The sequence below is a fragment of the Desulfovibrio desulfuricans genome, assembly GCF_024460775.1.
In the GTDB taxonomy this organism is placed as follows: Bacteria; Desulfobacterota; Desulfovibrionia; order Desulfovibrionales; family Desulfovibrionaceae; genus Desulfovibrio; species Desulfovibrio desulfuricans_E.
Genome location: NZ_JANFYZ010000006.1, coordinates 58,671 through 79,592, shown reverse-complemented (window position 1 = coordinate 79,592; position 20,922 = coordinate 58,671). Strand labels below are relative to the sequence as shown.

Sequence of the window (20,922 nt, the reverse complement as noted above, 5' to 3'; positions counted from 1 at the left end):
CGATCAGTACCATGCCGTGTGGGCACTGCTGGCAGCGCCGAATCTCCTGGGGATCAGTAATCCCCGGAATGCGCTGCCAGCATGTATAGATGGGGGCTTTGGGGTTGCTGGCCGGGCACGTCATTGCTGTTGCCCTATGCGCACGCCTGGCAGCAACGTCTGTTTTTGCCGCCTCTTTGCCTTCTCACGCTGCACGATTTTGTAAACCTGGTGGGTTGACACCCGATACTTGCTTGCAATGGCATGGATGTTGTCACCGCGATACTCGGCAAAAATGCGGGCATCGCGCCGCTCCCGGTCAAAGGGCAAATATATCTGTTGCCCGCCAAATTGATCAGCAATGATGTCCGCCACGCGCTTGCCAAGGCCCGGTGTCCCCTTGGTGGCCTCCTGATCAATAATGGAGGTCACTGTGTTGAGTATCTCTTTGCCGCGCTCACTGTACGCGCCCATTGTCCACCTCCGCGATCGGCGCGCCGTTGATCACCGGCGGCGCGCCAGACTCACCTCGCAGCACGGCCAAGCATTTGGCACGAGCATCAGCATCATCGCACCGATCCAGCCATGATTTGAGAGTCTCGATTACCACAATGCACTGTTTGGTGGTGGCATTGGCCAGCGTTTGCCCGGTGATGCGGCGCACGTAGCTGTTGAGCGCCTGCTCCGACCTGTCCCGCACCACACCGCAGTCGGCCATTGTCAGCCACAGAGACCGTATTTTTTTGGCCTGCGGGTCGCAGGGCAGTTCCTTGCCTTTGTGGATGGGCCGGGGCTGGAAACCCAGCCCCTTAAGCGCCTCCACAACGCGCCACTGCTCCTTGCCCGTGCTGCCCGCCATTGTCTTCTTGCCCAGAGTGTTGTGCAAAAAGTCCCGATAGGTGTCCTCATCCATGCCAAGCTGGGCCTTGGCAACGCGGATCATGCCCATGAGTCTGCTCATACGCGCCTCCTTTACTGGTTGCTGGCCAGGTCTGTGTCTGCCAGCTCGTAAAAAAAGGAATCCTCCTCAACAAGCTTGCACCCCACTGCGGCAAGAGTGTCCGCATCTAGGGCACGCAGCGCATCCTTGTCCACCTCCTCCTTGGTACGCACGCACTCCAGCCCACGATCCTTGACCAGATTGAGAACGCGCTCCCAGGTGAACTTTCGCAGGGTTTTGAGAGTGGATGAAGCGCGAAACCCGAAGCTGCCAAATGTCAGCGCTACAGATTTGCGGCCCTTGAAAACATCGTCGCGCCGCGCCAGGGCAAACTGCATCAGGGCCTGCTCCCGTGTGGAAATAGCCTGCTTATGAGCCTCGCACTTGTCTGTGCATTCGGTTTTGAGAGCATCAACGCTTTCGCGCAGGCCAATTTCGTACAACTCAATCTTGCGCCTGTGTGCGGCAATTTCAGCCAGTACCGCGTCAGCGTCCTCTGTGGAATTGATAACGGGCAGCTGCAATACGGGTTTGACGCGCTTTGCCATGTTGATCTCCTGTAGGGCTTTGAAAATATGGTTTGCGGCCTTGCCGGTCGCGGTAATGCTTTTGCCTGTGATAGTCAGGGTAGAACGCCCGCTCATATCAACGCCGCCTGCTTCGGGCGGTCTGCCTCGGCCCTGATCCGCAGCTCATTGTCCACGCGTTGCTCGTAGTCTCTGGCGTAACGCAGATCACTCCAATTTTTAGACCGGAAATAGATGGTCTGGGCATTGCGCATGGCGCGCACCAGATCGACAAACTCCTTATCAGACACGGCCAGCCTCCTTGGGCTGCACCAGGCGCATAACGTCACCGGTCACGATGGACTCGCCGATTTCGTAGGCCTTGGACATTGCCGCCCGTGCGAGGTTGGCAATGGCGAGGGGATAGCCCAGATACACGCCGTTGCTGTTGAGGCTGCTGGCCACCACGAGCTGCTCCCGCAACAGGGCCAACGCGTCAGGTTCAAAAATGCTGGTAATGTCCGCTCCCGCGACCTTGAATCGAAACGCCAGATACGCCTCCGGGTCCTTGATGGGCGGCAGGTCGATCACATCACAGCGCTGCACAACCTCGCGCACCTCAGCCTGTGTGTTGGAGAGCTTGCCCCGCAGCTCGGTTTGCCCGATGAGGATGATGGACAAGAGGCGGCGCATACCGTCTTTCAGCTCCCAAAACCTTTTGAGGCTCTTGATGGTCTGCACATGCAGGTCGTGGGCCTCCTCAATTACGAGCACATGGCGGTTGCCGCCCCGGCTGCTGGCAATCAGCATCTGGTGCAGCATGCGCCCGCGCATTTCAGGGCTGCCCGCGCACCGGGCACCGCGCTGCACAGTATCAATGATGGCCTCGGCAATGTGCTGGGCGCGCAGCGGTTTGCCGTATTTGTCCGTCTCGGTCATGGAGAGAGTGTACGGCTCAATCACTATGACGCTCTCGCCGCTCGTCTTGAGCCGCTCAATCATTTCTTCGCGCAGCGTGCTTTTGCCGCTGCCGCTCTCGCCGATTACGGCCAAAAAATTGCCATTGCAGGCGGCGTCGTACATCACCTCGCGCACATACCGGGATTCCGGCGTCAAATAGATTTCTTCCACCGTCTGCGGGTCAGAAAACGGATCACGCGTGAGAGAAAAATGTTTCCGGGCACCCTGAACAAGCGTCTGTTTGCCAAAGATCATGGGGTCTTCTCCTGCTGTATTGGCCCTGATTTGGGCCTTGTTGATGATCTTGCGCGGGGTTCTGACCTTTGGTGCGGCCTCGCGCAGCGCCCTGGTCACCGTGTCGGCGGTGGCCCCTTGGGCGGTTAGCCATTGTTGAAGGGCGTTTTGCAGGCTCGCCCAGCCTGTCTTGGGCGGCATGCCCTGATTAGCCAGCAGGTTGATCAGGGCCGGGCTGACCTTGCAGGCCCTTGCCGCCTGGCGCTGACCGCCGTGCGTGGCAATGAGGGCCTTAAACTCTGCGGGGGCGGCTAATTTGCGCATGCCAAACCTCCGCGCAGGTCAATATGGGTAATGCTGGCCGTGCCGCTTGCGGGCCGTGTCCCAACCTCATGCTGACCAGCTTCATGCAGCCCGTTGATGGCGTCAGCCATCTCCTGCAGTTTGTCCTCCGGCACCTGTGTGGGGTAACGCTGCTTGATCATAGCCATGCAGCCAGCCGGGTTTTCCTTCCAGGCCTGGCCGCACATACCGCGCAGGCGCTGTGCCGCCTGGGCGTGGTTGAGTGGCATTGCCTGAGCCATTGTGCCAGCCACATCCATCGGGGTGCCGCTGGCACGAAACTGCATGGGGGCCTGCTTGACGTCTGCCATCGGGTCAATGTCTGCAAACGGCGTTTTATTGCGGGCTTTGTGGTGTTTTGCCGCCTCCTCAACGCTGGCGGTGCCGTAGGCAGTCTTGAGCACATCATCCAGGGCGCGTTGCGGCCTGGTTTTGGGCTGTGCCCGATACTCCTGCCCGATCACCGGAGCGGTAATGTCAAAGCCCGCTGCATCCTTGTCGATGGGCGACACCTCAAACATCAGCTCCGTGCCGTCCGCTTGTGTCTTGATGACGCGGATCACGGGTGCCAAAAACGGGTTGAGTCGCACCCGCACCATGTCACCCACGCACAATCCGTGGTATCCAAGCTCCCGCAGGTCATACTCGCGCACCCCGAAGGCCCGCGTATCAACGGAGATTTTGAAATGCCCGTCCACCTTGCGGCGCACATCGCCCCAGGCGGCTATGGCCTCCATAACCTCACGGCTCACGGTGCGGAGCTGCTCACTCGTTATGGTTGCCCACAACGCGTTGCGCGTTTTGCCCGCCCGCCGCAGTATCTGCGTAGCGTTGTAGTGGGCACGCCAGGCATCTGCTTTGGCCTGCAAATCGGCAACGCTGGGCACCGCCATAAACCGCAGTCGGCCCTCAAACTGCGTCTCCACAATGTTTTGACTCACCTCTACGCCACCCGTGGCGCGGGCATTGCCAGCGGCGTGGTGCAGAGGCTTGATGTCGAGTTGCTCCACAAAATTGAGCAACAGGCTCGATTTGTTGCCGCTGCCGGGGTCCATAAACACCTGTGCTGGTACGCCGTGCATTGGGTCACGCGCGCCGCGGTCATCAATTGCACCAATCAGTGCCTTGATGACGCCCAGGGCGTCCTCGCCCTTGGCCTGCTCGTAATGCAGATAGATGTTGCCGCTGTAGTGGTCGATGACCAGATATCGCAGAATGCGTTGCCCGGAGATCTCCACCAGTTTGCCCGGCTTGTGCTCGTTGTAATCCCGCTCGTTGAGCAGCCGCACGGATTGGCTGCCGCGCATGCGGTACAGCACGCACACCGAGGCATCTACCTGCCATGTGTGGTTAGGATGCAGGCTGCGCAGTGACGTAGCCGGAGCAGCGCCGCTCAACTGCTCCGGGTGGCAGCAGTGCTGCCGCATGGCCCGCGATAATGTTGCGGCGCTGGGCATGACAACCTCCCCCGTATCATTGTTAATGACGCCATATCCATTGGCCGCCAGAGTCTCCCGCGCACCCTTGATGGTGCGTGTGCGCTTGCCGTTTTGTCGGCGGGCCAAATGCACAATTCCGCCGACAGCAAGTGCCAGGTCACGGTCTACGCACGACTTTCCTGCATCGGCGCGGGGCTTACGCCCGCTCTGCCAGCCAACGTGCTTGCGCAACAGCCCATAGAGAGTCTTGGGACTCTTGCCCAAGGCCTGGGCCGCCCGCGCCACGATTTGCCCGCGCTCACCGCCCCCCGCAGGGGCAGCATCCAGCTGGCGTGCCACATCGTGCAGATATTGGAGTTGCGCGGGTGTCATGGTTACGCCTCAGTCACTGATGCAGGCGAGGCCTGCACCCATGCGGTCAGGTCAACGTCAACGCCGCTACCAACAAGGCTGGCCGCCGTGTGCTCAACGAGTATACTCACGCGCCGGTGTACCTGCATGCAGGTCTCCTCGGTGCTCTCGTCATCGGCCAGGATGGCGTTAGCCTGGGCGCACAAAATGGTAATTTTGTGCGTAACCTCGGCGCAGGCCTCATCCAACAGTTTGAGCGAGTTGGTGTTGCGGGTAATGCGTGCCTTGGCCTTGTCGTCAGGATGGCTGCTGGTCAGCCTCGCAACCTGCTCTGACAGCTCATCGAGCTTTTCAGTTTTTGAGCGGCTCACCTTTTCTTTAGCCTCGATATCAGCCTGAGTTTCCCTGGCCTTGGCCTCTGCCTGTGCCAGCCGCAGCCGCAAATCTTCCAGGCGCTCCTGCAACTCGTCTGGCCCGTCTACGGCGGTCACATCAGCCAGCACGGCCTCGCGTTCCTCGGGCGGCGACTCGGCCAACCCTTTGCGCAGCAGCCGCAAATCGCGGTAGCCAAGGCCCAGCTTGTCCTGCAGCTCCAAAAAATCACCGCCAAATGCCGTAAGATTCTGCAAATCTTCATTTATTTTTTTATGGCTGTAGCCGCTGGCTGCGCAGAAATCCTCCCAGGTTGTGACGGTCACCAGCTCACCGGAACCGCGCATGGAAACCGTAGCGCCCTTGTAACTGCGGGTGTCGCGGATCTCCTGCAACAGTTTGAGCATTGCAACGCGGTTAAAAGCTTCGTTGATCTGGAACGCACTGATACGGCCAATGGTCTCGGCCATGTGCAGGCTCTGCGCCATTTCTTCCTTGGGCAGGGCAATGCTGCCCTGCCGCAGGCCCGCAACCAGAGCCGTGGCCCCGGCCTCATAGGTATCTGTGGCAACCAGCTCCGCGTTGGCCGTTTCGGCATTATTTGCACGCCGCCCGCGTGCGGGGCTGGCAACTGTGGGTTGTACATCACTCTTGGTCATATCCTGCTCCTAGAGATTTTTGGCCTGTGCCTGCACCCGCGCGTCAAAGGCATCGCGCCGGGCGGCCAAATCGGCCATGTAATCCTGATATTTGCGCATCAACGCCACAGGCTTTGTGGTCAGCGCCCAGCGGCCTGTGTCCAGTTTCTCCGCCCAGCCCCTGCTGCGCAGGGTCTCCAGGTCGCGGGAGACATTGCAGGCGGTGTAGCCCAGGGCGTCCGCAATTTCCTTGTTGCTGTACCCATCAAGCACACGGCCAAACAGCAGCTCCGCTATGCGCAGCGCCCGTTGGGCCGCCGAATCGCTGTCAGATTTCCTGGTCATCAGCGCCACCACCTGGGGTTATGGACCAGTTCAAACTGTGCATCGCCGGAGGCGTCCGGCCCCGGCAACTTGACCTGGTTGAGCGGGATGCCGAGCTTGCGTGCATGGTCAATTCCTGCGGCTACGCCCACGCTCTCGCGTATGCCGTCCAGCAACAGCACCACCAGTGCGTCGCTGGCCTCCAGCATGCGCAAGCATACCTCCTGATATGCCGCAAAATCCGAGGGCAATTCGGCCCCCTCAACTGCGATGGCATGCCCCATGCTCAGCGGTGATATGACGCACCAGCCCCGGCGCATGAACCACGCAGAGCACTGCGATGCCAGATTTGCCCGCGCCGCACGTTTGGCCGCATCGGGATGGCTGTAACTTGTGGCCAGATACAGCACCGCAGGGTGGTCGCCGATGGCGCAGGTTGCGTCTGCGAGGCCTGACGGCTCCACAAACTGTGCCTTGTCCTCGGCAATCCAGGCTTCCGGCACATAGCCGGTATGCGGATGATCGCAGGCCGGGCAGCGCCAACTGACCTGCATCTCAAATTGTGATCCGTTGTTGTAGCGGCGCTCGATGCACACCACCGCTCCGTCCGGCGGCAAATCTGCCCCGTCAGGGCGATATCTGGAAAAAGTGGGTATCCGCAGCAGCTTCCCCTCATAGTCCTTTTTGTACTTGGGCGGCTGCACAGGCTTCCAATCAATGAGGCAGTCGGGGTTACACAGGCGCATTGCCATCCCCCCAGAAGTAGCAGTTTTCGGACGCGCTTGTTATGCGATATTCTGCGATAATTGTTACGGTAAACCCTGTTACATCTCCTCCGGATGGATGCTTGACCCAAATAAACAGCTTATCACTCTCGTTATAAGCGAGCGCATCTACGCCTGCCTTATCTGGATACTTGTGTACAAAATCAATTGCGGCACTCAAAGCTGAGCTTGCCTCAATAGGCAGACCCCCTTCGCGCCAGTCGTCATCCTTGATGCTCGGGAATAGGTGCTTTGACATGCAGAGAAATATTTTCATCCTACACACCCTCCGGGATAACCAATCCATCCACTTGCCCGGCAATGCTCCGCAGCTGCATGACGATAAGCCGCAGCCGCGCCCATTGTTGCCCGGTGACCTCCGTAGACATGCCCATCAACTCGTGCGACAGGCCCTCAAGGTCGCGGGACACAGGGGAGGCGTATTGCGGCCCGGTCTCGTTATTGATAGTGTGCTCTGTACGCATCTGGGGTCTCCTTTTGCGTTTGGCGCGGAGTCATGTCGGTGGCTTCGCGCTTTTGTTCTATCTTTGTTCAGGCTGCGCCAGCGCGGTCAACCACGCCGTCCTTGATGCCCAACAGCACGGCTGCCCGGTGCGCTTCCCCGCGCTTGCCAGCAGATCGGCCCAGCATAAGGTCGTAAACGACCCCAGGCCGCAGGCCATGCTCACGCGCCCACTCAGCAACGGATTTCCCGCGCTGCTGAAAGTCGGCGCTAACCTCCTGTATTGTTCTGATGTTGCGCCTTGTTCTGGCCATTTTTGCCCTCCTTGTGCCTGGAAGCCTTGTGTCCTTGTGCCAAATCTGGCAGAGTCCACTTGCTGCTGTTTTCTGTTGTTCTCTGTTGGAAACAGTAGGAACAAATTTAGAACAAGTCAAGACTTTGTTCTTCAAACTTGGAAAATAAATGGAACAAAACGGAATAGGCGAACGAATCAGGGCGCTTATGGGGCCGGACAGTCCTGCTGACTTTGCGGATAAAGTCGGCGTCACGGTGCGCGCGCTCAACAATTATCTGGCGGGGCGCATGCCCAAGGCTGAGGTGCGCAAACGCATCTGCACGGCCTATGGCATCTCGCCCATGTGGCTGTTTCAGGGGCAAGGGGCAATGTATGTGGATAGCAAAATGGCTGACGCGTCAGCCATCAGTTGCGGGCAGTCTGCGGCAAATGCGGGGCAAGGTGAGGTTGGGACGGCTGACGTGTCGGTCGTTGCACCCGATGGAGTGCAGACAATCTACGTGCCCAAAGTTGAGGCGCGGCTCTCCGCTGGCACGGGTAGTCTTGAGGTGTCTGACAATATCAAGGGATATTTTGGATTTCGATCGGACTGGCTGCGCCGTAAGGGCTGCCCAACGCAAATGGTGCTGATGTCCATCACTGGCGACAGTATGCGCCCCACGCTCGAAAACGGCGACCTCGCCCTGGTCAATCTGGCACAGACCGATGTTGTATCGGGCGGCATCTATGCAGTGGGCGTCGACGATAGCGTGCTGGTCAAGCGTCTGGATAAACGCCCCGGCAAAATAGTGCTGGTGTCAGACAACCGTGACGCATACGCGCCCCAAGAGTTGGATATGACGGACGAGATAGTCAGAGAGTCATTGCGCGTTATCGGGCGTGTGCTCTGGTGGTGCCGAGAGGCATAATATGGGAGGTGTGATGCGAATTATCCTTGCAATTATGGTGCTGTGCTGTTGTGCGGTTAATGCCCACGCAGATGGCCCTCAGCTTTTTAAGGATTTTTATTACGGACAACCTCGTGCCGATATTGCCAAGATCAAAGGCATGGTACCTTGCAATGATCTGCAGAAGGGCGCGTTGTGCCGTGATAAACAGAGCTTTGCGGGTAATGACAAATGGGGACAGGGATTTGTTTTTGCTGACGGCAAGCTGACAACGATTGTGCTCAAAACAAAATTGGACGAACAGCGCGCTATTAAAACTATGGGCGCTGTGAGTAATAATGGGTACTCTTTGGCCCTCATGCGGTCTGGCAGCAATAGTTGTGATGTGATCAATGTGATCCATACAAAAGGTCTAGAGGCCGTGCATAGCGCAGTTAATGGCTTTGAAGCGGCAGCTCTCAATGGCAGTAATAATCTTATCTATACGTTAGTGCAAAATGATGTACTGACACAGTGCAGAAAAACAAGCACAAATTATGCTGACCTCGTTCAATGTGCCCCAGAAGACATGCGGGTCGTTGACATGGAGCTGGTGAATGCAACTTTGTATGTACGTTTTGTTGCACCAAAGGCCGCATTTGCCAGTATGAAAAAACTGGCCAGCGAACAAAACGATCCATTCTAATTTTTCTCCCAAATTAAAAGACCTCCTTGCATGGGCCACCGTATGGTGGCCCTACGCGTTTCCGCTATCTGCCAATCAATAACACCACCACGGCAGGGCTGACGCGTCCGGGGGCGGGTTGTCTGCCCCCGGAAACATCAACCGGAGGCCGTCATGTCCCTGCTTAAAAAGCTCATTGCTACCCTTCGCCCATTCTACGATTTCCGCGCCTTGCTCCTGCTTGCCCTCTGTCTTGGTATCGGCATGCTTGTTGACCCTGCCGCCACCCTCGGTCTTGCCGGGCACCTTGCCTATGTCATCGGCATGACCGGGGGTGCACTCATGTTGACCAAAATCCTCATGCCCTACCTGCAACTCAATGTGCATGTTTGGTCCGCCCTTGAGGAGCGCAATGTTGCCGCCGCCCTGGTGGTGCTGGCCCGCACCGTGTTGCTTCTGGGCATCCTGGCTTTGCTGGTCATCTGGGGCAAGTAGCATGCTTCAGCCGTTCGAACGCAGTGAGTTACGGATGAAGACAGCAATTGGTCGCGTGGAAGGACAGCCAACGGAGTCGCTGTCGCTATCCGTAACCCCGCTTCGCGGGCGAACGGCTACCGCGCGCCGCCTGATGCTCCGCGCAAGCATATTGCCTGTCTTGGCTACCCTGTATTTGCCCATGCTCTGGCAGGAGCATCAGGCGTACAGCCCTGATTTTTACGACCCATCAATATACGCCGGGCAAGTTGAGCAGGAGACTTGCTACGGTTTGACGGACAAGCGCTGCTGGAATCCCAAAACGGAAATGAAAACCAGCCGTGAGTATGGCTTTGGTCTGGGCCAGATCACCATCGCCTATGACAGCGCCGGGCGCGAGCGCTTTAACAATTTTCGGGACATCAAGGCGCTGCATAGCTCGCTCAAGTCATGGAAGTGGGAAGATCGCTATAATCCGCGCCTCCAGCTCCGCGCGCTGATCCTCAAAAATCGTTTCAACTGGAACGCTCTACAGGGCACTGCCACGGATGAGGACCACGCGGCAATGATGCTGGCCGCATACAACGGCGGCTTGGGCGGCGTGCTGCAAGACCGGGCCTACTGCCGCCAGGTCAAAGGTTGTGACCAGACCCGCTGGGCTGGTCATGTTGAAACCCACAGCCGCAAAAGTCGCAACAGTCTGGGCAAAGAGTACGCAGGCGCATCTGCATTTTCGATCACACGCGCCTATGTCCGCAACATTATGGCCGAGAAGCGGCATCGCTATCGCCCGGCACTGGCCACAATTGCCGCAGGAGGCACATTATGACCAACGGCATCAAAATTATACTGGTCATCGCAGGAGGGCTGGTTCTCCTGTGTCTTATTGGCGCGGGGGTACAGACCTGGCGGCTCAATAGCGCCCAGAACAGCATTGCCAAACAGGCAAAGGATATAGACCTCATCAAGGGGCAGTTGGCAGACGCCCAGGAGGATGCAGCACGCTGGCAGGCCACCGCCAAAGTCCGCGCCGTATCGTCCGAGGCTCAGGCCGACCTTGCAGCGGCATGCATTAAACGAGAGGAGCAGGCACACGCCGATGCCGCCGATCTGGCGATCATCCTTGGTGCCGCAAAAATGGAAACCCTTACGCCTGATCAGGCCCGGAAAGGAGTGGACGATGCGACTCGCCAGCGTATTGCTGATATGCTCAATCGCCCTTTGTAGTGCCTGCGCGGGTACGGTATCGCCAACCCCGGCCCCCGTGGTTGTCACAGTACAGCACTGCGCCCGCCCAGAGGCCCCAGCCCTGCCGCAGATACGCGGCGCGTTGATCATGGACGCGCCGGAGCAGCTCGCCGCCCTGGTCAATCGCGACACTCTCATGCGGCGCTATATCGCCGGGCTGCGTGATGCACTGGACTGCTACGACAGGCAGGCCAAAGGAGCCAGCCGTGATTGAGCATGAGTTTGTGCGCACGTGGGGATGGCTGTTGGCCCTGGTTACTAACGGTCTGTTGCTGTGGGCTGGCTGGACCCTGTGCAAAAAATTTGTGACCAGGGAAGATTTTACGGCCCATCTCGCCGCCGAGGAGTCGCACAAAGCCGCTACCAGGGATCATCTGGCGGAGCATGATATTGCCGTTAATGCCCTGACAGACAAAATCAATGCTATGCCCGGCAAAGATGCAATCCATGTTTTGGACGTCAAATTGGTCAGCATACAAGGCGAGCTGACCCGCACAAACGAGGCTTTGCGCGGCTTACGCGACATTATGCACCGCGTCGAGAATCAATCCGAATTGTTGTACCGAGACCGCCTGGAGGGAAAGGGATAATGAGCGCCACCGCAAATGTCATTACCAAAAACCGCCGCCTGGCCATCCTCCGTTTTTTGGCCGAGGACGCGGATTACAGCCACAACACCAGTGTATTGCAGTCGGCTCTGGCCCAGATTGGTCACGGTGTGCCGCGCGATGTTGTCGAGGCTGATGCCGCATGGCTGGACGAGCAAGAACTTGCCACAATTGACCGTGTTGAGGACCTGCCCGTCACGGTGCTCCGCATCACCGCGCGCGGGCTGGATGTAGCGCGGGGCCTGGCAATCCATCCGGGCGTTGACCGTCCTCTGCCGAGGTAGCCGCCATGACCCGCACGAGCAAAATACGCCGCCTGCCGCCCGAATTGCGGGAGCAGCTCCACAGCATGCTCGACGCAGGTGTGCCCCTGGAGGAGATCACCGCCCACCTCAACGCCCTGGGCGCGGATGTCTCCCGTTCTGGTCTGGGCCGCTATAAGCAACAGGTGGACAAGGTGGCGGCGCGCATGCGTGAGAGCCGCCAGATGGCGGAGGTGCTCATGGACCGCATGGGCGCTGACGCTGCCACCGGCAAGGGCGGCGCGGCCCTCATACAGATGCTGACCACCCTCACCACGGATTACATGGTGCGCCGTATCGACAACCCCGACACAGAGATGGAGGTCGATGATCTGCGCGCCCTGTCCCGTGCCATCAAGGAGCGCGCCCAGGCCGCCCGCGCCACGCAGGATTACGACGTCAAGCTGCGGGAGCAAATCAAGCTGGAGACCGTGCAGGTAGTGGAGAGCAGCGCCCGCGAGGCAGGCTTGTCCGCTGCCACCATCAACGCCATCAAGAGCAGGATTCTGGGGGTCAGCAATGGCTGATGCCGTCAGCAAGCTCGGTTGGGACAAGCTCCGCACCAAGTCCAGGCAATCCCTGCCGGACTTTTTGACGGAGAGCGACGACAGTTTGCCCGCCGTCCTCCTGCCGCATCAGCAGGCCGCCGTGGCGGCAATCGATGCTAACGAGGTCGTGGTCATTGAGAAGTCCCGCCGCATCGGGCTTACCTGGGGCGTCGGCTCCAGTGCAACCCTCTACGCCAGCGCGTCTCGCGCCGCTGGCGGCATGGATGTGCTCTACATCGGCTACAGCCTGGACATGGCCCGCGAGTTTATCGACGTCTGCGCCATGTGGGCCAAATCATACGGGCTGGCGGCGTCCGAGGTCGGCGAAGCCCTGTTCCGGGATACCAAGGCGGACGGCAGCTCTGACGATATACTTGCATTCCGCATCGTGTTTGCCAGCGGCTTTGAGATTATGGCTCTGACCTCTCGGCCCCGTTCCCTGCGCGGGCGTCAGGGCATGGTCATTATTGATGAGGCCGCTTTCCACGATGCTCTGGGCGAAGTCCTCAAGGCCGCGCTGGCCCTCCTCATGTGGGGCGGCAAGGTGGTCGTCATCTCCACGCACGACGGCGACCTCAACCCGTTTAACCTGCTCTGCGAGGAAATCCGCAAGGGGCAGATGCCCTACGCACTCCTCAAAATTACGTTTGACGATGCCCTCGCAGGTGGTCTGTACAAACGCATATGCCTTGTGCAGCACAAGCAATGGACGCCAGAAGCCGAGAAAAAGTGGCGCGACAAGATTATCGCCTTTTATGGCGATGCCGCAGATGAAGAACTTAACGTCATCCCACGCCACGGCGCGGGCGCGTATGTGCAAGCTGCCCTGATCGAGCGGGCGCAGCGTGGCGATGCCCCGGTGCTGCGTTTTGAGCGCGAGGACGCCTGGGCCGAGCTGGCTGACCACCTGCAAAAGGCCGAGGCCCTGGAATGGTGCAAGGCACATCTGCTCCCGGTGCTGGAGGCCCTGCCCACATATGATACCTATATCGGCCAGGACTTTGCGCGCACGGGCGACCTCTCATCACTCTGGGTATCCCAGCGGCGACAGGACTTATCTTTTCCGTGCGCATTGCTGCTGGAAATGCGCAATATTCCCTATGAAGTCCAAAAACTTATAGTTTTTTATGTCTTGGCCCGCCTGCCGCGCTTCAAGGGCGGCGAGATGGATGCCACGGGCAACGGCGGCTACCTTGCGGAAGTCGTCGCAAAACGCTGGCCGTGCGTCGTCAAGCGTATGATTACAGCGCAGTGGTATCAGGAGATAACTCCCAAATTTAAGGCCGAGTTTGAAAAAGACACCCTGATAATGCCGCGCGATGTGGACGTCTACAATGACCACCGGGCCATACGCCTTGTACGCGGGGTGCCGCAAATTGTCCGTGAGGATCAGCAGGCGGGCAAGGGCGAGGGAAAGAAAACGCGCAAAAAGCGCCACGGAGACTCGGCCATTGCGCACATGCTCTGTTGGGCCGCATCCCAGCACCCGGAATATATCAATCCGGACTACGCCACGCCCGCCAGCACCGGACTGATCCCCGCCGCCGAAGCCGCCTCCACGCGATTTGTCGACCCAGATCACAGCTACATGCCCTACAGGAGTTACTGATGGCCAACATCCTCATAAATCCCAACGCGGCCCCTACAAGGGCAGATTTGGCCGTGCATTCCGACGGCTCGCTGGATCTCGCCTCGTATGTGGCCGAGATACTGCCCAACCCGGACGCCGTACTCAGCAGCCTGGGCGGCAACGTCAAAGAGTACAGCAAGCTCCGACGCGATGACCAGGTCGCGGCGCTCATGCAGCAGCGCCAGGACAAACTGGTGGCGGCGGAGTACGAGGTTGTGCCCGGCGGCGATGATGCCCGCGATGTGGCGGCAGCGGATTTTTTGCGTGAGCAGCTCGCGGCGATCCAGTTTGATTTGGCCTGCCGCAAAATGCACGGCAGTATCCTATACGGCTATGGCGTTGCCGAGTGCCTTTGGGGCCGTGATGCCGGGCGTATCACGTTGGCAAATATCAAAGTGCGGAAATCCTCGCGCTTTGGCTATGCCAAGGACGGCCTGCTCAAACTGATTGTCCAGGCGGAGTACCGCCCCATGCCGCCCCGCAAATTTTGGTGCGTGACCTGGGGCGCGGAGGATGACGACAGCCCCTACGGCACTGGCCTGGGGCACGCGCTCTGGTGGCCGGTCTACCTCAAGCGCAACGGCGCACGGTTTTGGGCCGCGTTTCTTGATCGCTTTGGCGTGCCCACCACCAAGGCCATCTACCAGCCGGACAGCTCCGAGGCAGAGACCGAGCGCCGCAAGCGCACCGCGCTGGAGGCCGCAATGTCTCTACGCAGCGAGGGCGCAGTGGCCATGCCGGAGGGATTTGATGTCAGCCTGGTCGAAGCCACAAGCAATGGTGCAGCAGATTTCAAGTCGTTCTTGGCGTATTGGGACGATGCCATCGCAAAAATCATCCTCTCCCAGACCGGCACATCCCGCATCGGCCAATATTCCGGCACGGCAGAGGTACACAGCGGCGTGTCCACCAGCGTGGTCAAGGCCGATGCCGACCTGCTCTGCCAGTCGTTTAATTGCGGCCCGGCTGTATGGTTGACCGATTGGAATTTTCCGGGCGCAAAACCTCCCAAGGTCTGGCGCAAGGTGGAGGATAACGCCAAAATCAAGGCCGAGAGCGAGCGCGACAAAGACATTGCTGCTCTGGGTCTGGAGCTTACGGATGAGGAAATCACGCGCCGCTACGGCAACGGCTGGCAGCGCAAACGGGCAGAATCTGGCCCCGCATTTGCGGAGTACGGCCAGCAAACGGCAACTGTGGCAACGCCAACCCCGTACAGCCAGACACTGTCTGCCCAGGCGCAGACCCTCTCTGACGGCGCGCATACGTCCATGATAGACAGCATCCGCGCCGAGCTGGACGCGGCGGTGGCGCGTGGTGATGACCTGGCCAGTTTTGCGGAGCGCATGCTGACCCTTAACAAATTGCATGGCGTGGACGAGCTGGCGGCATTGTTGTCCGGCGCTCTGATCACAGCCGAGCTGGCTGGCCGCGCTGGGGAGGAGTAGCATGATCGCCAGCTCCCAAGTGACGGATGCGGGCGCTCCCTTTGTTGAGGCCGAGGAGCATTTCCGCCGCAAACTGCGCGTACCCGTCAAAACGTACCGCGATCTATCCGGGGAGTGCCACGCCAAGGCTTTTATGATCGCTGGGGGCACCAACGACGCCATGCTGGCCGATTTTCAGGCCGCAGTCCAAAAGGCTCTGGATACCGGCACGAGTATCCAAAAGTTCCGCGCCCAGTTTGACGGCATCGTGCAGGCCCACGGCTGGCAATACCGGGGAGAGCCAGGCTGGCGCAGCGCCGTCATTTTTAATACCAACATGCGCACGTCATACATGGCGGGCAAATGGCAGCAGGCCTGGGACAACCGCGAGATGATGCCCTACCTGCGTTATGTGCAGGTCCAGCGCCCCACCAAACGGCCAGAGCACTCGGTATGGCACGGCACAATACTGCCGCTCACAGATCCGTTCTGGAACGCGCATTACCCCCCCAACGGATGGGGCTGCCTTTGTACGGCCCAGAGCGTCAGTGATGCTCGTATGGATGCCGAGGGCTGGCAGGTGAGCAACGATGTGCCCACCTGGCCCGGCGATGTGCCGGAGGAATGGGCGTACAATGTTGGCAAGGCCGCGCGCGTGAGCACGGAGGTCGAGCGGGGCCAATGGGAGCCAGTCATCACCAGCCGCGACCACACCTATTACAAGCGCCCCGATGCCGTGCCGCAAGACAAGCCCAAGGCACAGCTTGGCCCCGCAGCCAGCAGCCGTGCTCAAGTTGTGGAGGCCGTGCAAAAAATGCTCGGTGGTTCCGGCGGCACCCTTGCCGGGCCGGACGGCATCACCGTGGGCATCACCACCAAGAGCCTGGGGCAGCACCTCGCACTTGATCGCGCGCCGATTATACCTCTGTTGCCCGAGATTATAGCTGATCCTTACGAGGTCTGGCTCATGCCCTATCGTGACAAATTGACGGGGCGCGTGGAGTTGCGGCGGCGCTACCTCAAGGCCCTGCAGATCGCTGGGGCGGATGAGGCAGAAGCCAAGGCGGCATATACGTGGTTTATCGCGGAGTACCGCCGGGGCGAACTGTGGGACGTAACCCTGATCCAGAGCAGCCGCCAGCGAGAGCTGCAGAAGCAGCGGGCGGGAATATTGCTGTACGGGCGGGCCGAAAAATAAAAACCCCCCGCCGAGGCAGAGGGTTTTGCCCCTTGTGGGGGGCTGCTGGCTGACACACAGCCTTGAGTCATAATTAATGCTAATTGACGGCAGCGTCAATACGCGCTGTCAGGCGAGAAAAAGTCTAGACATGGCTCATTGCTCGGGGCTTGGTTCCATCGGCCCACGTGGGCCGTTTATGAACACAAAAAAACACCCTTAACGGTAACGGCTAAAGCCGCGTGCAGCCCCCAACACTGTTTGTTCAACATCTGCCCCGGTATCTCTCCGGGGCTTTTTTTCTCCCAAATTAAAAGACGTCTCCTTTCGGGCCACCTATGGTGGCCCTATACGCGGCAGTAACCGCAAGCAAGGAGTACGCCATGCCCAAACATCCCATCCACATTTTCCGTGCTGGCAGCCACACGGCCATGCAGGGGCAGACTATCGCGTTCGGCGAGGCAGACCTCGCCGCCAGCGCCGCCGCCTATGACCCTGCAAAACACGAGGCCCCCATTGTTGTCGGCCATCCCACGGCAGACGCCCCGGCCTTTGGCTGGGTGCAGAGCCTCGCCGCAGAAGGCGGAGACCTCAACGCCATGCCCCGCCAGGTGGACCCGGCCTTTGCCGAGGCCGTATCCAAGGGGCGCTTTAAAAAGGTCAGCGCCAGTTTTTACCAACCCGATAGCCCGCACAACCCCGTACCCGGCGTCTACTACCTGCGCCACGTCGGTTTTTTGGGCGCACAGCCTCCGGCGGTCAAGGGCCTCAACCCGGTCCAGTTTGCCGACAACGGCGACGACTGCGTGTCGTTTGAGTTCGCGGAGGAGGACGTGACCGGCATTGTGCGCCGCATGGCCGGGCTGTTTCGGGGCCTGCGCGATTATTTTGTGGACAAGGAGGGCCTTGATAAGGCCGACGCCATCATTCCGGCGTGGACCATGGACTGGCTGCAAGAGGACGCCGCCGTGGCCGCCGCAAAAACCGCCGATATCCCGGCATTTCAGGAGAGCAACATGGACAAAAATAAAAATGGGGCTGAGCTGATCGCGCAGTGCGGCACCACAGAAGACCCGCGCGTGGCCGAACTGGAGCGGCAGCTCGCCAGCTTTGCCGAAAAATCCCGTCGCGCTGATGCGCAAACAGCAGTGGACAAAGCCCTGGCCGATGGCCGCCTTACCCCCGGCATGGCCGTGGGCCTGGTGGATTTTTTGGTCAGTCTCGACACCGATACCGCAGTCAGCTTTGGCGAGGGTGACAACGCAACCACGGCCACGCCCAACGCGTTTATGACCGCGTTTTTGGCCCGCCTGCCCCAACAGGTGTCGTATGGCGAGATCAGCAAGCCCGACCACGACACCATTGAGGGCCTCACTCCGCAGGACGTGGCCCAAAAAGCCCTCTGCTATCAGGAGACCATGCGCGGCAAGGGCATCACCGTAACCACCACCGATGCCGTGGCCGCTGTGATCAGCGGTGTTGCGGCCAAGGAGGCCCCCAATGCCTAACACCAGACTTTTCAAAACCTTCCAGGTCAGTGGCGAAATTGCCCCGTACCGCATCGTCACTGTGGATGCCGATATGCTGGCTACTCAGGCCACAGCCGCCACTCACGCTCTGATTGGCACGTCTGACGAGCTTGGCAAACAGCCCAACGGCACTGTGGACGTTGCCATGTCCGACATCCCGGAAGTCGAGTCCGGGGCCGCCATCGCAGTGGGCGACCCCCTTACCGCCGATGCCGAGGGCCGCGCCGTCAAGGCGACTGCCACCGGCCAGCACATCATCGGTCTTGCTTTTGCCGCAGCCAGTGGCGCTGGAGAAATCATCGACTACATCTACTCTCCCGGTCTTATGGCCGTGAGCGTCTAAGGAGCAAATCATGTCTGGTACCGCACCGTTTGCCACACAGCCGGAGCTGACGGCTATTGCCATCGCTTACATGCAGCGCCCTGGGGATTTTATTGCCGACCTCGTGCTGCCCCGTGTCAATCCCATAGGCAAACGCGAATTTAAATACTCGGTTTACGGCCTGGAATCCTATGGTCGCCCGAATACTCGCGTGGGCCGTACTGGTCGCCCCAACGAAGTATCCTGGGCCTCGCAGGAAAAAACTGCTGCAGTGGAAGATTTTGCCTTGGACGATCCTATCCCCCAGGACGACATCGACCAGGGCCGCAAGGACGGAGTCAATGTCACGGGGCAGAGCACAGAGTACATTTTGAGTCTGATCCGTCTCGACAGGGAATGCCGTGTTGCGAGCCTGGTACAGGATGCTGCCAATTATGACGCGGGCAATGTGCAAACGCGGGCAGAAGGTCAGGGGCTGGACAACGATGAGGTCGATGCCGAGGAAATCATCGTTGGTCTTCTCGAAAAGCCCATGATGCGCCCTAACATTGGCATCATGTCCAGCTCTGTCTGGGGCAAGGTTTCCAGAAACGCCTTGCTGGTCAAGGCGATAAAGGGGCAACTGACCGGCAAAAAAATTACGCCCGAGGACTTCTGCACGCATTTTGAGCTGGAAACACTGTTGATTGGTCAGTCCCGCAAAAATCGCGTCATCAAAGGCAAAGCCCCCGTATTGGAACGCGTTTGGGGACCCCACATCGCATTCCACTACCGCGACCTTGCCGCCAGTGCTCAGCGCGGCGTCACATGGGGTCTCACCGTGCCGTACAGCACTCCCGTGTCTGGTGCTCTCCCTGATCGGGATATTGGTATGCGCGGCGGTGTGCGTGTGCGGGCAGGCGAAAGCCTTAAAGAAGTCGTGCTGGCTCCCGGCGCGGGCTGCCTGATCAAAAACGCCATCGCGGGTTAGCCAATGTACGCCACCGTTGCAGACATGCAGGCCCGGTACGGGGCGCAGCTCGTGGCGCTGGCGGGCACAACTGCGGACAAGCAGGTCGACCTGGCCGCCGTGGAGCGTGCTCTCACTGCGGCATGCGCCGAGATGGATTTGGTGCTGTCCGTGCGTTACGCCGTGCCCATTGGCATCACGCCAGTGCCGCCTGTGCTGCGCCGCATCGCGGAGGACTTGGCGGCATCGGCTCTGCCCCGTAACGGTGCGTCAGAGGCCAGCATGTACGAGCGGCGGGCGCGTGAGGCCAGGGATCTGCTGGACAAACTGGCGGCTGGAAAGGCTGCGCTGGGCGCGGGCGCAAGTCCGGCCCAGCCCTCCGGCCCGTCCACAAGCGGCGGTATTGCCTATTATGCCCCGCCCTCTGATTTTAGGCGCAAGCTGGAGGATCTGTAGATGGGCGCAACCCTGGAACTCAAAATTGATGAGCGTGAGCTGAAAAAATTGGTTGAGCGCGCTCGCCAGGTTTTGGGGCGGCGGCCCAGCTTTCGCCCGCTCCTTACCGCCATCGGTCAGGAGATGGTCACCAGCACGCAGCGCAGGTTTGAGACAGGCATCGCGCCGGACGGCTCCAGGTGGGTGCGGTCGCTCGCCGCCCTGCGCGAGGGCAGGCAAACCCTTATCAAAACGGCGCGCCTGCGGGATTCCAACACCTATAACGTCACTTCCACAGATGTGGAAGTCGGCACCAACGTAGAGTACGCGGGCGTCCACCAGGACGGCGCACGAACCCGCCCGCACACCATTGCCGCCCGCCGGGCGCGGGCCTTGGCAATCCCTGGCATCGGCTACCGCCGCAAGGTCAATCACCCCGGAAGCACCATACCGGCCCGGCCCTTCCTGGGCGTCAGCAGGCAGGACGAAACCATCATCCACAACCTCACGGAGGACTGGATGCGCAAAATAACAGCGAGGCTCAACCATGCTTGATCTGTTGCGTACCAATATTGCCGCCCATTTGCGGGTCAATCTGCCGGATATGGTCACGGTGCTCGAGCTGGACAATACGGCAGATGCCGCCGCCCTTGAGCGTTTGAGCATGGCAAGCCCGGCTGTGGGCGTGGAGATTGTGGGCACGGACGGGCTAAACGTCATGGGCGGCGCGCCCTACGCCACGGCCAGCATCGGCGTCTCAGTGGTATGCACCCCGCAGATCGACGCGGACGGCGTGGCCAAAGATGCCACACAGGCGGCTCTTGCGCTGGTCACACTGGTGCTGGCTCACATTGCGGACCAGCATTTTGAGCTGGTTTCTGGCAAGCCGGAGAGCGTGCGCGCCACAAACCTGACCGACGGCGATATTGAGACCAACGGCACAGCCCTGTGGGCCGTGACGTGGAAACAGTCCGTTGACGTGTCCAACGTCATCAAGCGGCCTGATCTGGACTATTTTTTGCGCTGTTTTGTCCACGAGAAGGCAGACGGCGACCCCACCATAGAAATATATCTGCCCGGCACCGATACCGCGCCGGCGAGCAGCGAGGTATAAA

30 protein-coding genes are annotated in these 20,922 nt (G+C 59.7%); 18 read left to right on the top strand and 12 right to left on the bottom strand.

Annotated elements, in window-relative coordinates:
* Positions 1 to 120: 120 nt before the first annotated feature.
* The 12 genes from NE637_RS09060 to NE637_RS09005 all read right to left on the bottom strand — a co-directional run bounded on the left by NE637_RS09060 (position 121) and on the right by NE637_RS09005 (position 7,626).
* The gene (locus NE637_RS09060; protein WP_227118634.1) at positions 121 to 453 is read right to left on the bottom strand and encodes a Mor transcription activator family protein; all 333 of its coding nucleotides are present in this window, start codon (positions 451 to 453) and stop codon (positions 121 to 123) included.
* Positions 437 to 940, bottom strand: coding sequence for a regulatory protein GemA (locus tag NE637_RS09055; protein ID WP_227118633.1), 504 nt, complete (start codon positions 938 to 940; stop codon positions 437 to 439). Before NE637_RS09055 ends, NE637_RS09060 begins: the two co-directional genes overlap by 17 nt.
* An 11-nt stretch (positions 941 to 951) precedes the next feature.
* Positions 952 to 1,563 carry a host-nuclease inhibitor Gam family protein gene (locus NE637_RS09050; RefSeq protein WP_227118632.1) on the bottom strand — a complete coding sequence of 204 codons (612 nt, stop codon included), beginning with the start codon at positions 1,561 to 1,563 and terminating at the stop codon, positions 952 to 954.
* The gene (locus NE637_RS09045; RefSeq protein ID WP_227118631.1) at positions 1,560 to 1,736 is read right to left on the bottom strand and encodes a hypothetical protein; all 177 of its coding nucleotides are present in this window, start codon (positions 1,734 to 1,736) and stop codon (positions 1,560 to 1,562) included. Before NE637_RS09045 ends, NE637_RS09050 begins: the two co-directional genes overlap by 4 nt.
* Positions 1,729 to 2,943 (bottom strand): ExeA family protein, encoded by a 1,215-nt coding sequence (locus tag NE637_RS09040; RefSeq protein ID WP_227118630.1) that lies wholly within the window; start codon positions 2,941 to 2,943, stop codon positions 1,729 to 1,731. The genes NE637_RS09045 and NE637_RS09040 overlap by 8 nt, the downstream gene beginning before the upstream one ends.
* On the bottom strand, positions 2,931 to 4,772 hold the full coding sequence (locus NE637_RS09035) for a hypothetical protein (RefSeq protein WP_227118629.1): 1,842 nt from the start codon (positions 4,770 to 4,772) through the stop codon (positions 2,931 to 2,933). The genes NE637_RS09040 and NE637_RS09035 overlap by 13 nt, the downstream gene beginning before the upstream one ends.
* A gap of 2 nt (positions 4,773 to 4,774) precedes the next feature.
* Entirely contained in the window at positions 4,775 to 5,782 is a 1,008-nt protein-coding gene (locus tag NE637_RS09030; protein WP_227118628.1) for a hypothetical protein, read from the bottom strand.
* Between the two features lie 9 nt (positions 5,783 to 5,791).
* The gene (locus NE637_RS09025; RefSeq protein WP_227118627.1) at positions 5,792 to 6,106 is read right to left on the bottom strand and encodes a helix-turn-helix domain-containing protein; all 315 of its coding nucleotides are present in this window, start codon (positions 6,104 to 6,106) and stop codon (positions 5,792 to 5,794) included.
* Entirely contained in the window at positions 6,106 to 6,831 is a 726-nt protein-coding gene (locus NE637_RS09020; RefSeq protein ID WP_227118626.1) for a DUF1937 family protein, read from the bottom strand. Before NE637_RS09020 ends, NE637_RS09025 begins: the two co-directional genes overlap by 1 nt.
* Entirely contained in the window at positions 6,818 to 7,126 is a 309-nt protein-coding gene (locus NE637_RS09015; RefSeq protein WP_227118625.1) for a hypothetical protein, read from the bottom strand. Before NE637_RS09015 ends, NE637_RS09020 begins: the two co-directional genes overlap by 14 nt.
* 1 nt (position 7,127) lies before the next feature.
* A complete protein-coding gene (locus NE637_RS09010; protein WP_227118624.1) occupies positions 7,128 to 7,334 on the bottom strand; it encodes a hypothetical protein in 207 nt (68 codons plus the stop codon).
* A 67-nt stretch (positions 7,335 to 7,401) separates the two neighbouring features.
* Positions 7,402 to 7,626, bottom strand: coding sequence for a helix-turn-helix domain-containing protein (locus NE637_RS09005; RefSeq protein WP_227118623.1), 225 nt, complete (start codon positions 7,624 to 7,626; stop codon positions 7,402 to 7,404).
* Between the two features lie 148 nt (positions 7,627 to 7,774).
* On the opposite strand from NE637_RS09005, the gene NE637_RS09000 reads away from it, so the two are divergent.
* The 18 genes from NE637_RS09000 to NE637_RS08915 all read left to right on the top strand — a co-directional run bounded on the left by NE637_RS09000 (position 7,775) and on the right by NE637_RS08915 (position 20,921).
* On the top strand, positions 7,775 to 8,515 hold the full coding sequence (locus NE637_RS09000; RefSeq protein ID WP_227118622.1) for an XRE family transcriptional regulator: 741 nt from the start codon (positions 7,775 to 7,777) through the stop codon (positions 8,513 to 8,515).
* Positions 8,516 to 8,528: 13 nt separating this feature from the next.
* Entirely contained in the window at positions 8,529 to 9,179 is a 651-nt protein-coding gene (locus NE637_RS08995; RefSeq protein WP_227118621.1) for a hypothetical protein, read from the top strand.
* A gap of 153 nt (positions 9,180 to 9,332) precedes the next feature.
* A complete protein-coding gene (locus tag NE637_RS08990) occupies positions 9,333 to 9,653 on the top strand; it encodes a hypothetical protein (RefSeq protein WP_227118620.1) in 321 nt (106 codons plus the stop codon).
* Between the two features lies 1 nt (position 9,654).
* Positions 9,655 to 10,461 (top strand): transglycosylase SLT domain-containing protein, encoded by an 807-nt coding sequence (locus NE637_RS08985; protein ID WP_227118619.1) that lies wholly within the window; start codon positions 9,655 to 9,657, stop codon positions 10,459 to 10,461.
* A complete protein-coding gene (locus NE637_RS08980; RefSeq protein ID WP_227118618.1) occupies positions 10,458 to 10,859 on the top strand; it encodes a hypothetical protein in 402 nt (133 codons plus the stop codon). The genes NE637_RS08985 and NE637_RS08980 overlap by 4 nt, the downstream gene beginning before the upstream one ends.
* Before the next feature lie 37 nt (positions 10,860 to 10,896).
* On the top strand, positions 10,897 to 11,094 hold the full coding sequence (locus NE637_RS08975) for a hypothetical protein (RefSeq protein WP_227118617.1): 198 nt from the start codon (positions 10,897 to 10,899) through the stop codon (positions 11,092 to 11,094).
* Positions 11,087 to 11,470, top strand: a complete 384-nt coding sequence (locus NE637_RS08970) for a DUF2730 family protein (protein WP_227118616.1) — start codon at positions 11,087 to 11,089, stop codon at positions 11,468 to 11,470. The genes NE637_RS08975 and NE637_RS08970 overlap by 8 nt, the downstream gene beginning before the upstream one ends.
* Positions 11,470 to 11,772, top strand: a complete 303-nt coding sequence (locus NE637_RS08965; protein WP_227118615.1) for a VpaChn25_0724 family phage protein — start codon at positions 11,470 to 11,472, stop codon at positions 11,770 to 11,772. The genes NE637_RS08970 and NE637_RS08965 overlap by 1 nt, the downstream gene beginning before the upstream one ends.
* 5 nt (positions 11,773 to 11,777) lie before the next feature.
* Complete coding sequence (locus tag NE637_RS08960; RefSeq protein WP_227118614.1) at positions 11,778 to 12,317, top strand: phage protein Gp27 family protein; 540 nt, start codon at positions 11,778 to 11,780, stop codon at positions 12,315 to 12,317.
* Entirely contained in the window at positions 12,310 to 13,947 is a 1,638-nt protein-coding gene (locus NE637_RS08955; protein ID WP_227118613.1) for a hypothetical protein, read from the top strand. Before NE637_RS08960 ends, NE637_RS08955 begins: the two co-directional genes overlap by 8 nt.
* Positions 13,947 to 15,416, top strand: a complete 1,470-nt coding sequence (locus NE637_RS08950; protein ID WP_227118612.1) for a phage portal protein family protein — start codon at positions 13,947 to 13,949, stop codon at positions 15,414 to 15,416. Before NE637_RS08955 ends, NE637_RS08950 begins: the two co-directional genes overlap by 1 nt.
* Position 15,417: 1 nt before the next feature.
* Positions 15,418 to 16,593, top strand: coding sequence for a PBECR2 nuclease fold domain-containing protein (locus tag NE637_RS08945; RefSeq protein WP_227118611.1), 1,176 nt, complete (start codon positions 15,418 to 15,420; stop codon positions 16,591 to 16,593).
* 362 nt (positions 16,594 to 16,955) lie between these two features.
* Entirely contained in the window at positions 16,956 to 18,080 is a 1,125-nt protein-coding gene (locus NE637_RS08940) for a phage protease (protein WP_227118610.1), read from the top strand.
* Positions 18,073 to 18,444: a DUF2190 family protein gene (locus tag NE637_RS08935; RefSeq protein ID WP_227118609.1), complete on the top strand. Its 372-nt coding sequence runs from the start codon at positions 18,073 to 18,075 to the stop codon at positions 18,442 to 18,444. Before NE637_RS08940 ends, NE637_RS08935 begins: the two co-directional genes overlap by 8 nt.
* A 10-nt stretch (positions 18,445 to 18,454) precedes the next feature.
* Positions 18,455 to 19,393: a hypothetical protein gene (locus NE637_RS08930; RefSeq protein ID WP_227118608.1), complete on the top strand. Its 939-nt coding sequence runs from the start codon at positions 18,455 to 18,457 to the stop codon at positions 19,391 to 19,393.
* A 3-nt stretch (positions 19,394 to 19,396) separates the two neighbouring features.
* Positions 19,397 to 19,828, top strand: coding sequence for a DUF1320 domain-containing protein (locus NE637_RS08925; RefSeq protein ID WP_227118607.1), 432 nt, complete (start codon positions 19,397 to 19,399; stop codon positions 19,826 to 19,828).
* Complete coding sequence (locus tag NE637_RS08920; protein ID WP_227118606.1) at positions 19,829 to 20,362, top strand: phage virion morphogenesis protein; 534 nt, start codon at positions 19,829 to 19,831, stop codon at positions 20,360 to 20,362.
* On the top strand, positions 20,355 to 20,921 hold the full coding sequence (locus tag NE637_RS08915; protein WP_227118605.1) for a hypothetical protein: 567 nt from the start codon (positions 20,355 to 20,357) through the stop codon (positions 20,919 to 20,921). The genes NE637_RS08920 and NE637_RS08915 overlap by 8 nt, the downstream gene beginning before the upstream one ends.
* The last annotated feature ends 1 nt before the right edge of the window (position 20,922 follow it).

What these genes read in the sequence shown, in the direction of transcription:
- NE637_RS08915 (WP_227118605.1), top strand. Translation starts at nt 20,355, where the DNA reads ATGCTTGATCTGTTGCGTACCAATATTGCCGCCCATTTGCGGGTCAAT.
- NE637_RS09050 (WP_227118632.1), bottom strand. Translation starts at nt 1,563, where the DNA reads ATGAGCGGGCGTTCTACCCTGACTATCACAGGCAAAAGCATTACCGCG.
- NE637_RS08935 (WP_227118609.1), top strand. Translation starts at nt 18,073, where the DNA reads ATGCCTAACACCAGACTTTTCAAAACCTTCCAGGTCAGTGGCGAAATT.
- NE637_RS08955 (WP_227118613.1), top strand. Translation starts at nt 12,310, where the DNA reads ATGGCTGATGCCGTCAGCAAGCTCGGTTGGGACAAGCTCCGCACCAAG.
- NE637_RS09055 (WP_227118633.1), bottom strand. Translation starts at nt 940, where the DNA reads ATGAGCAGACTCATGGGCATGATCCGCGTTGCCAAGGCCCAGCTTGGC.
- NE637_RS08920 (WP_227118606.1), top strand. Translation starts at nt 19,829, where the DNA reads ATGGGCGCAACCCTGGAACTCAAAATTGATGAGCGTGAGCTGAAAAAA.
- NE637_RS08965 (WP_227118615.1), top strand. Translation starts at nt 11,470, where the DNA reads ATGAGCGCCACCGCAAATGTCATTACCAAAAACCGCCGCCTGGCCATC.
- NE637_RS09040 (WP_227118630.1), bottom strand. Translation starts at nt 2,943, where the DNA reads ATGCGCAAATTAGCCGCCCCCGCAGAGTTTAAGGCCCTCATTGCCACG.
- NE637_RS09010 (WP_227118624.1), bottom strand. Translation starts at nt 7,334, where the DNA reads ATGCGTACAGAGCACACTATCAATAACGAGACCGGGCCGCAATACGCC.
- NE637_RS08950 (WP_227118612.1), top strand. Translation starts at nt 13,947, where the DNA reads ATGGCCAACATCCTCATAAATCCCAACGCGGCCCCTACAAGGGCAGAT.
- NE637_RS09035 (WP_227118629.1), bottom strand. Translation starts at nt 4,772, where the DNA reads ATGACACCCGCGCAACTCCAATATCTGCACGATGTGGCACGCCAGCTG.
- NE637_RS08995 (WP_227118621.1), top strand. Translation starts at nt 8,529, where the DNA reads ATGCGAATTATCCTTGCAATTATGGTGCTGTGCTGTTGTGCGGTTAAT.
- NE637_RS08960 (WP_227118614.1), top strand. Translation starts at nt 11,778, where the DNA reads ATGACCCGCACGAGCAAAATACGCCGCCTGCCGCCCGAATTGCGGGAG.
- NE637_RS09015 (WP_227118625.1), bottom strand. Translation starts at nt 7,126, where the DNA reads ATGAAAATATTTCTCTGCATGTCAAAGCACCTATTCCCGAGCATCAAG.
- NE637_RS09005 (WP_227118623.1), bottom strand. Translation starts at nt 7,626, where the DNA reads ATGGCCAGAACAAGGCGCAACATCAGAACAATACAGGAGGTTAGCGCC.
- NE637_RS09060 (WP_227118634.1), bottom strand. Translation starts at nt 453, where the DNA reads ATGGGCGCGTACAGTGAGCGCGGCAAAGAGATACTCAACACAGTGACC.
- NE637_RS08930 (WP_227118608.1), top strand. Translation starts at nt 18,455, where the DNA reads ATGTCTGGTACCGCACCGTTTGCCACACAGCCGGAGCTGACGGCTATT.
- NE637_RS09020 (WP_227118626.1), bottom strand. Translation starts at nt 6,831, where the DNA reads ATGCGCCTGTGTAACCCCGACTGCCTCATTGATTGGAAGCCTGTGCAG.
- NE637_RS09030 (WP_227118628.1), bottom strand. Translation starts at nt 5,782, where the DNA reads ATGACCAAGAGTGATGTACAACCCACAGTTGCCAGCCCCGCACGCGGG.
- NE637_RS08985 (WP_227118619.1), top strand. Translation starts at nt 9,655, where the DNA reads ATGCTTCAGCCGTTCGAACGCAGTGAGTTACGGATGAAGACAGCAATT.
- NE637_RS08980 (WP_227118618.1), top strand. Translation starts at nt 10,458, where the DNA reads ATGACCAACGGCATCAAAATTATACTGGTCATCGCAGGAGGGCTGGTT.
- NE637_RS08990 (WP_227118620.1), top strand. Translation starts at nt 9,333, where the DNA reads ATGTCCCTGCTTAAAAAGCTCATTGCTACCCTTCGCCCATTCTACGAT.
- NE637_RS08945 (WP_227118611.1), top strand. Translation starts at nt 15,418, where the DNA reads ATGATCGCCAGCTCCCAAGTGACGGATGCGGGCGCTCCCTTTGTTGAG.
- NE637_RS09025 (WP_227118627.1), bottom strand. Translation starts at nt 6,106, where the DNA reads ATGACCAGGAAATCTGACAGCGATTCGGCGGCCCAACGGGCGCTGCGC.
- NE637_RS09000 (WP_227118622.1), top strand. Translation starts at nt 7,775, where the DNA reads ATGGAACAAAACGGAATAGGCGAACGAATCAGGGCGCTTATGGGGCCG.
- NE637_RS08925 (WP_227118607.1), top strand. Translation starts at nt 19,397, where the DNA reads ATGTACGCCACCGTTGCAGACATGCAGGCCCGGTACGGGGCGCAGCTC.
- NE637_RS08940 (WP_227118610.1), top strand. Translation starts at nt 16,956, where the DNA reads ATGCCCAAACATCCCATCCACATTTTCCGTGCTGGCAGCCACACGGCC.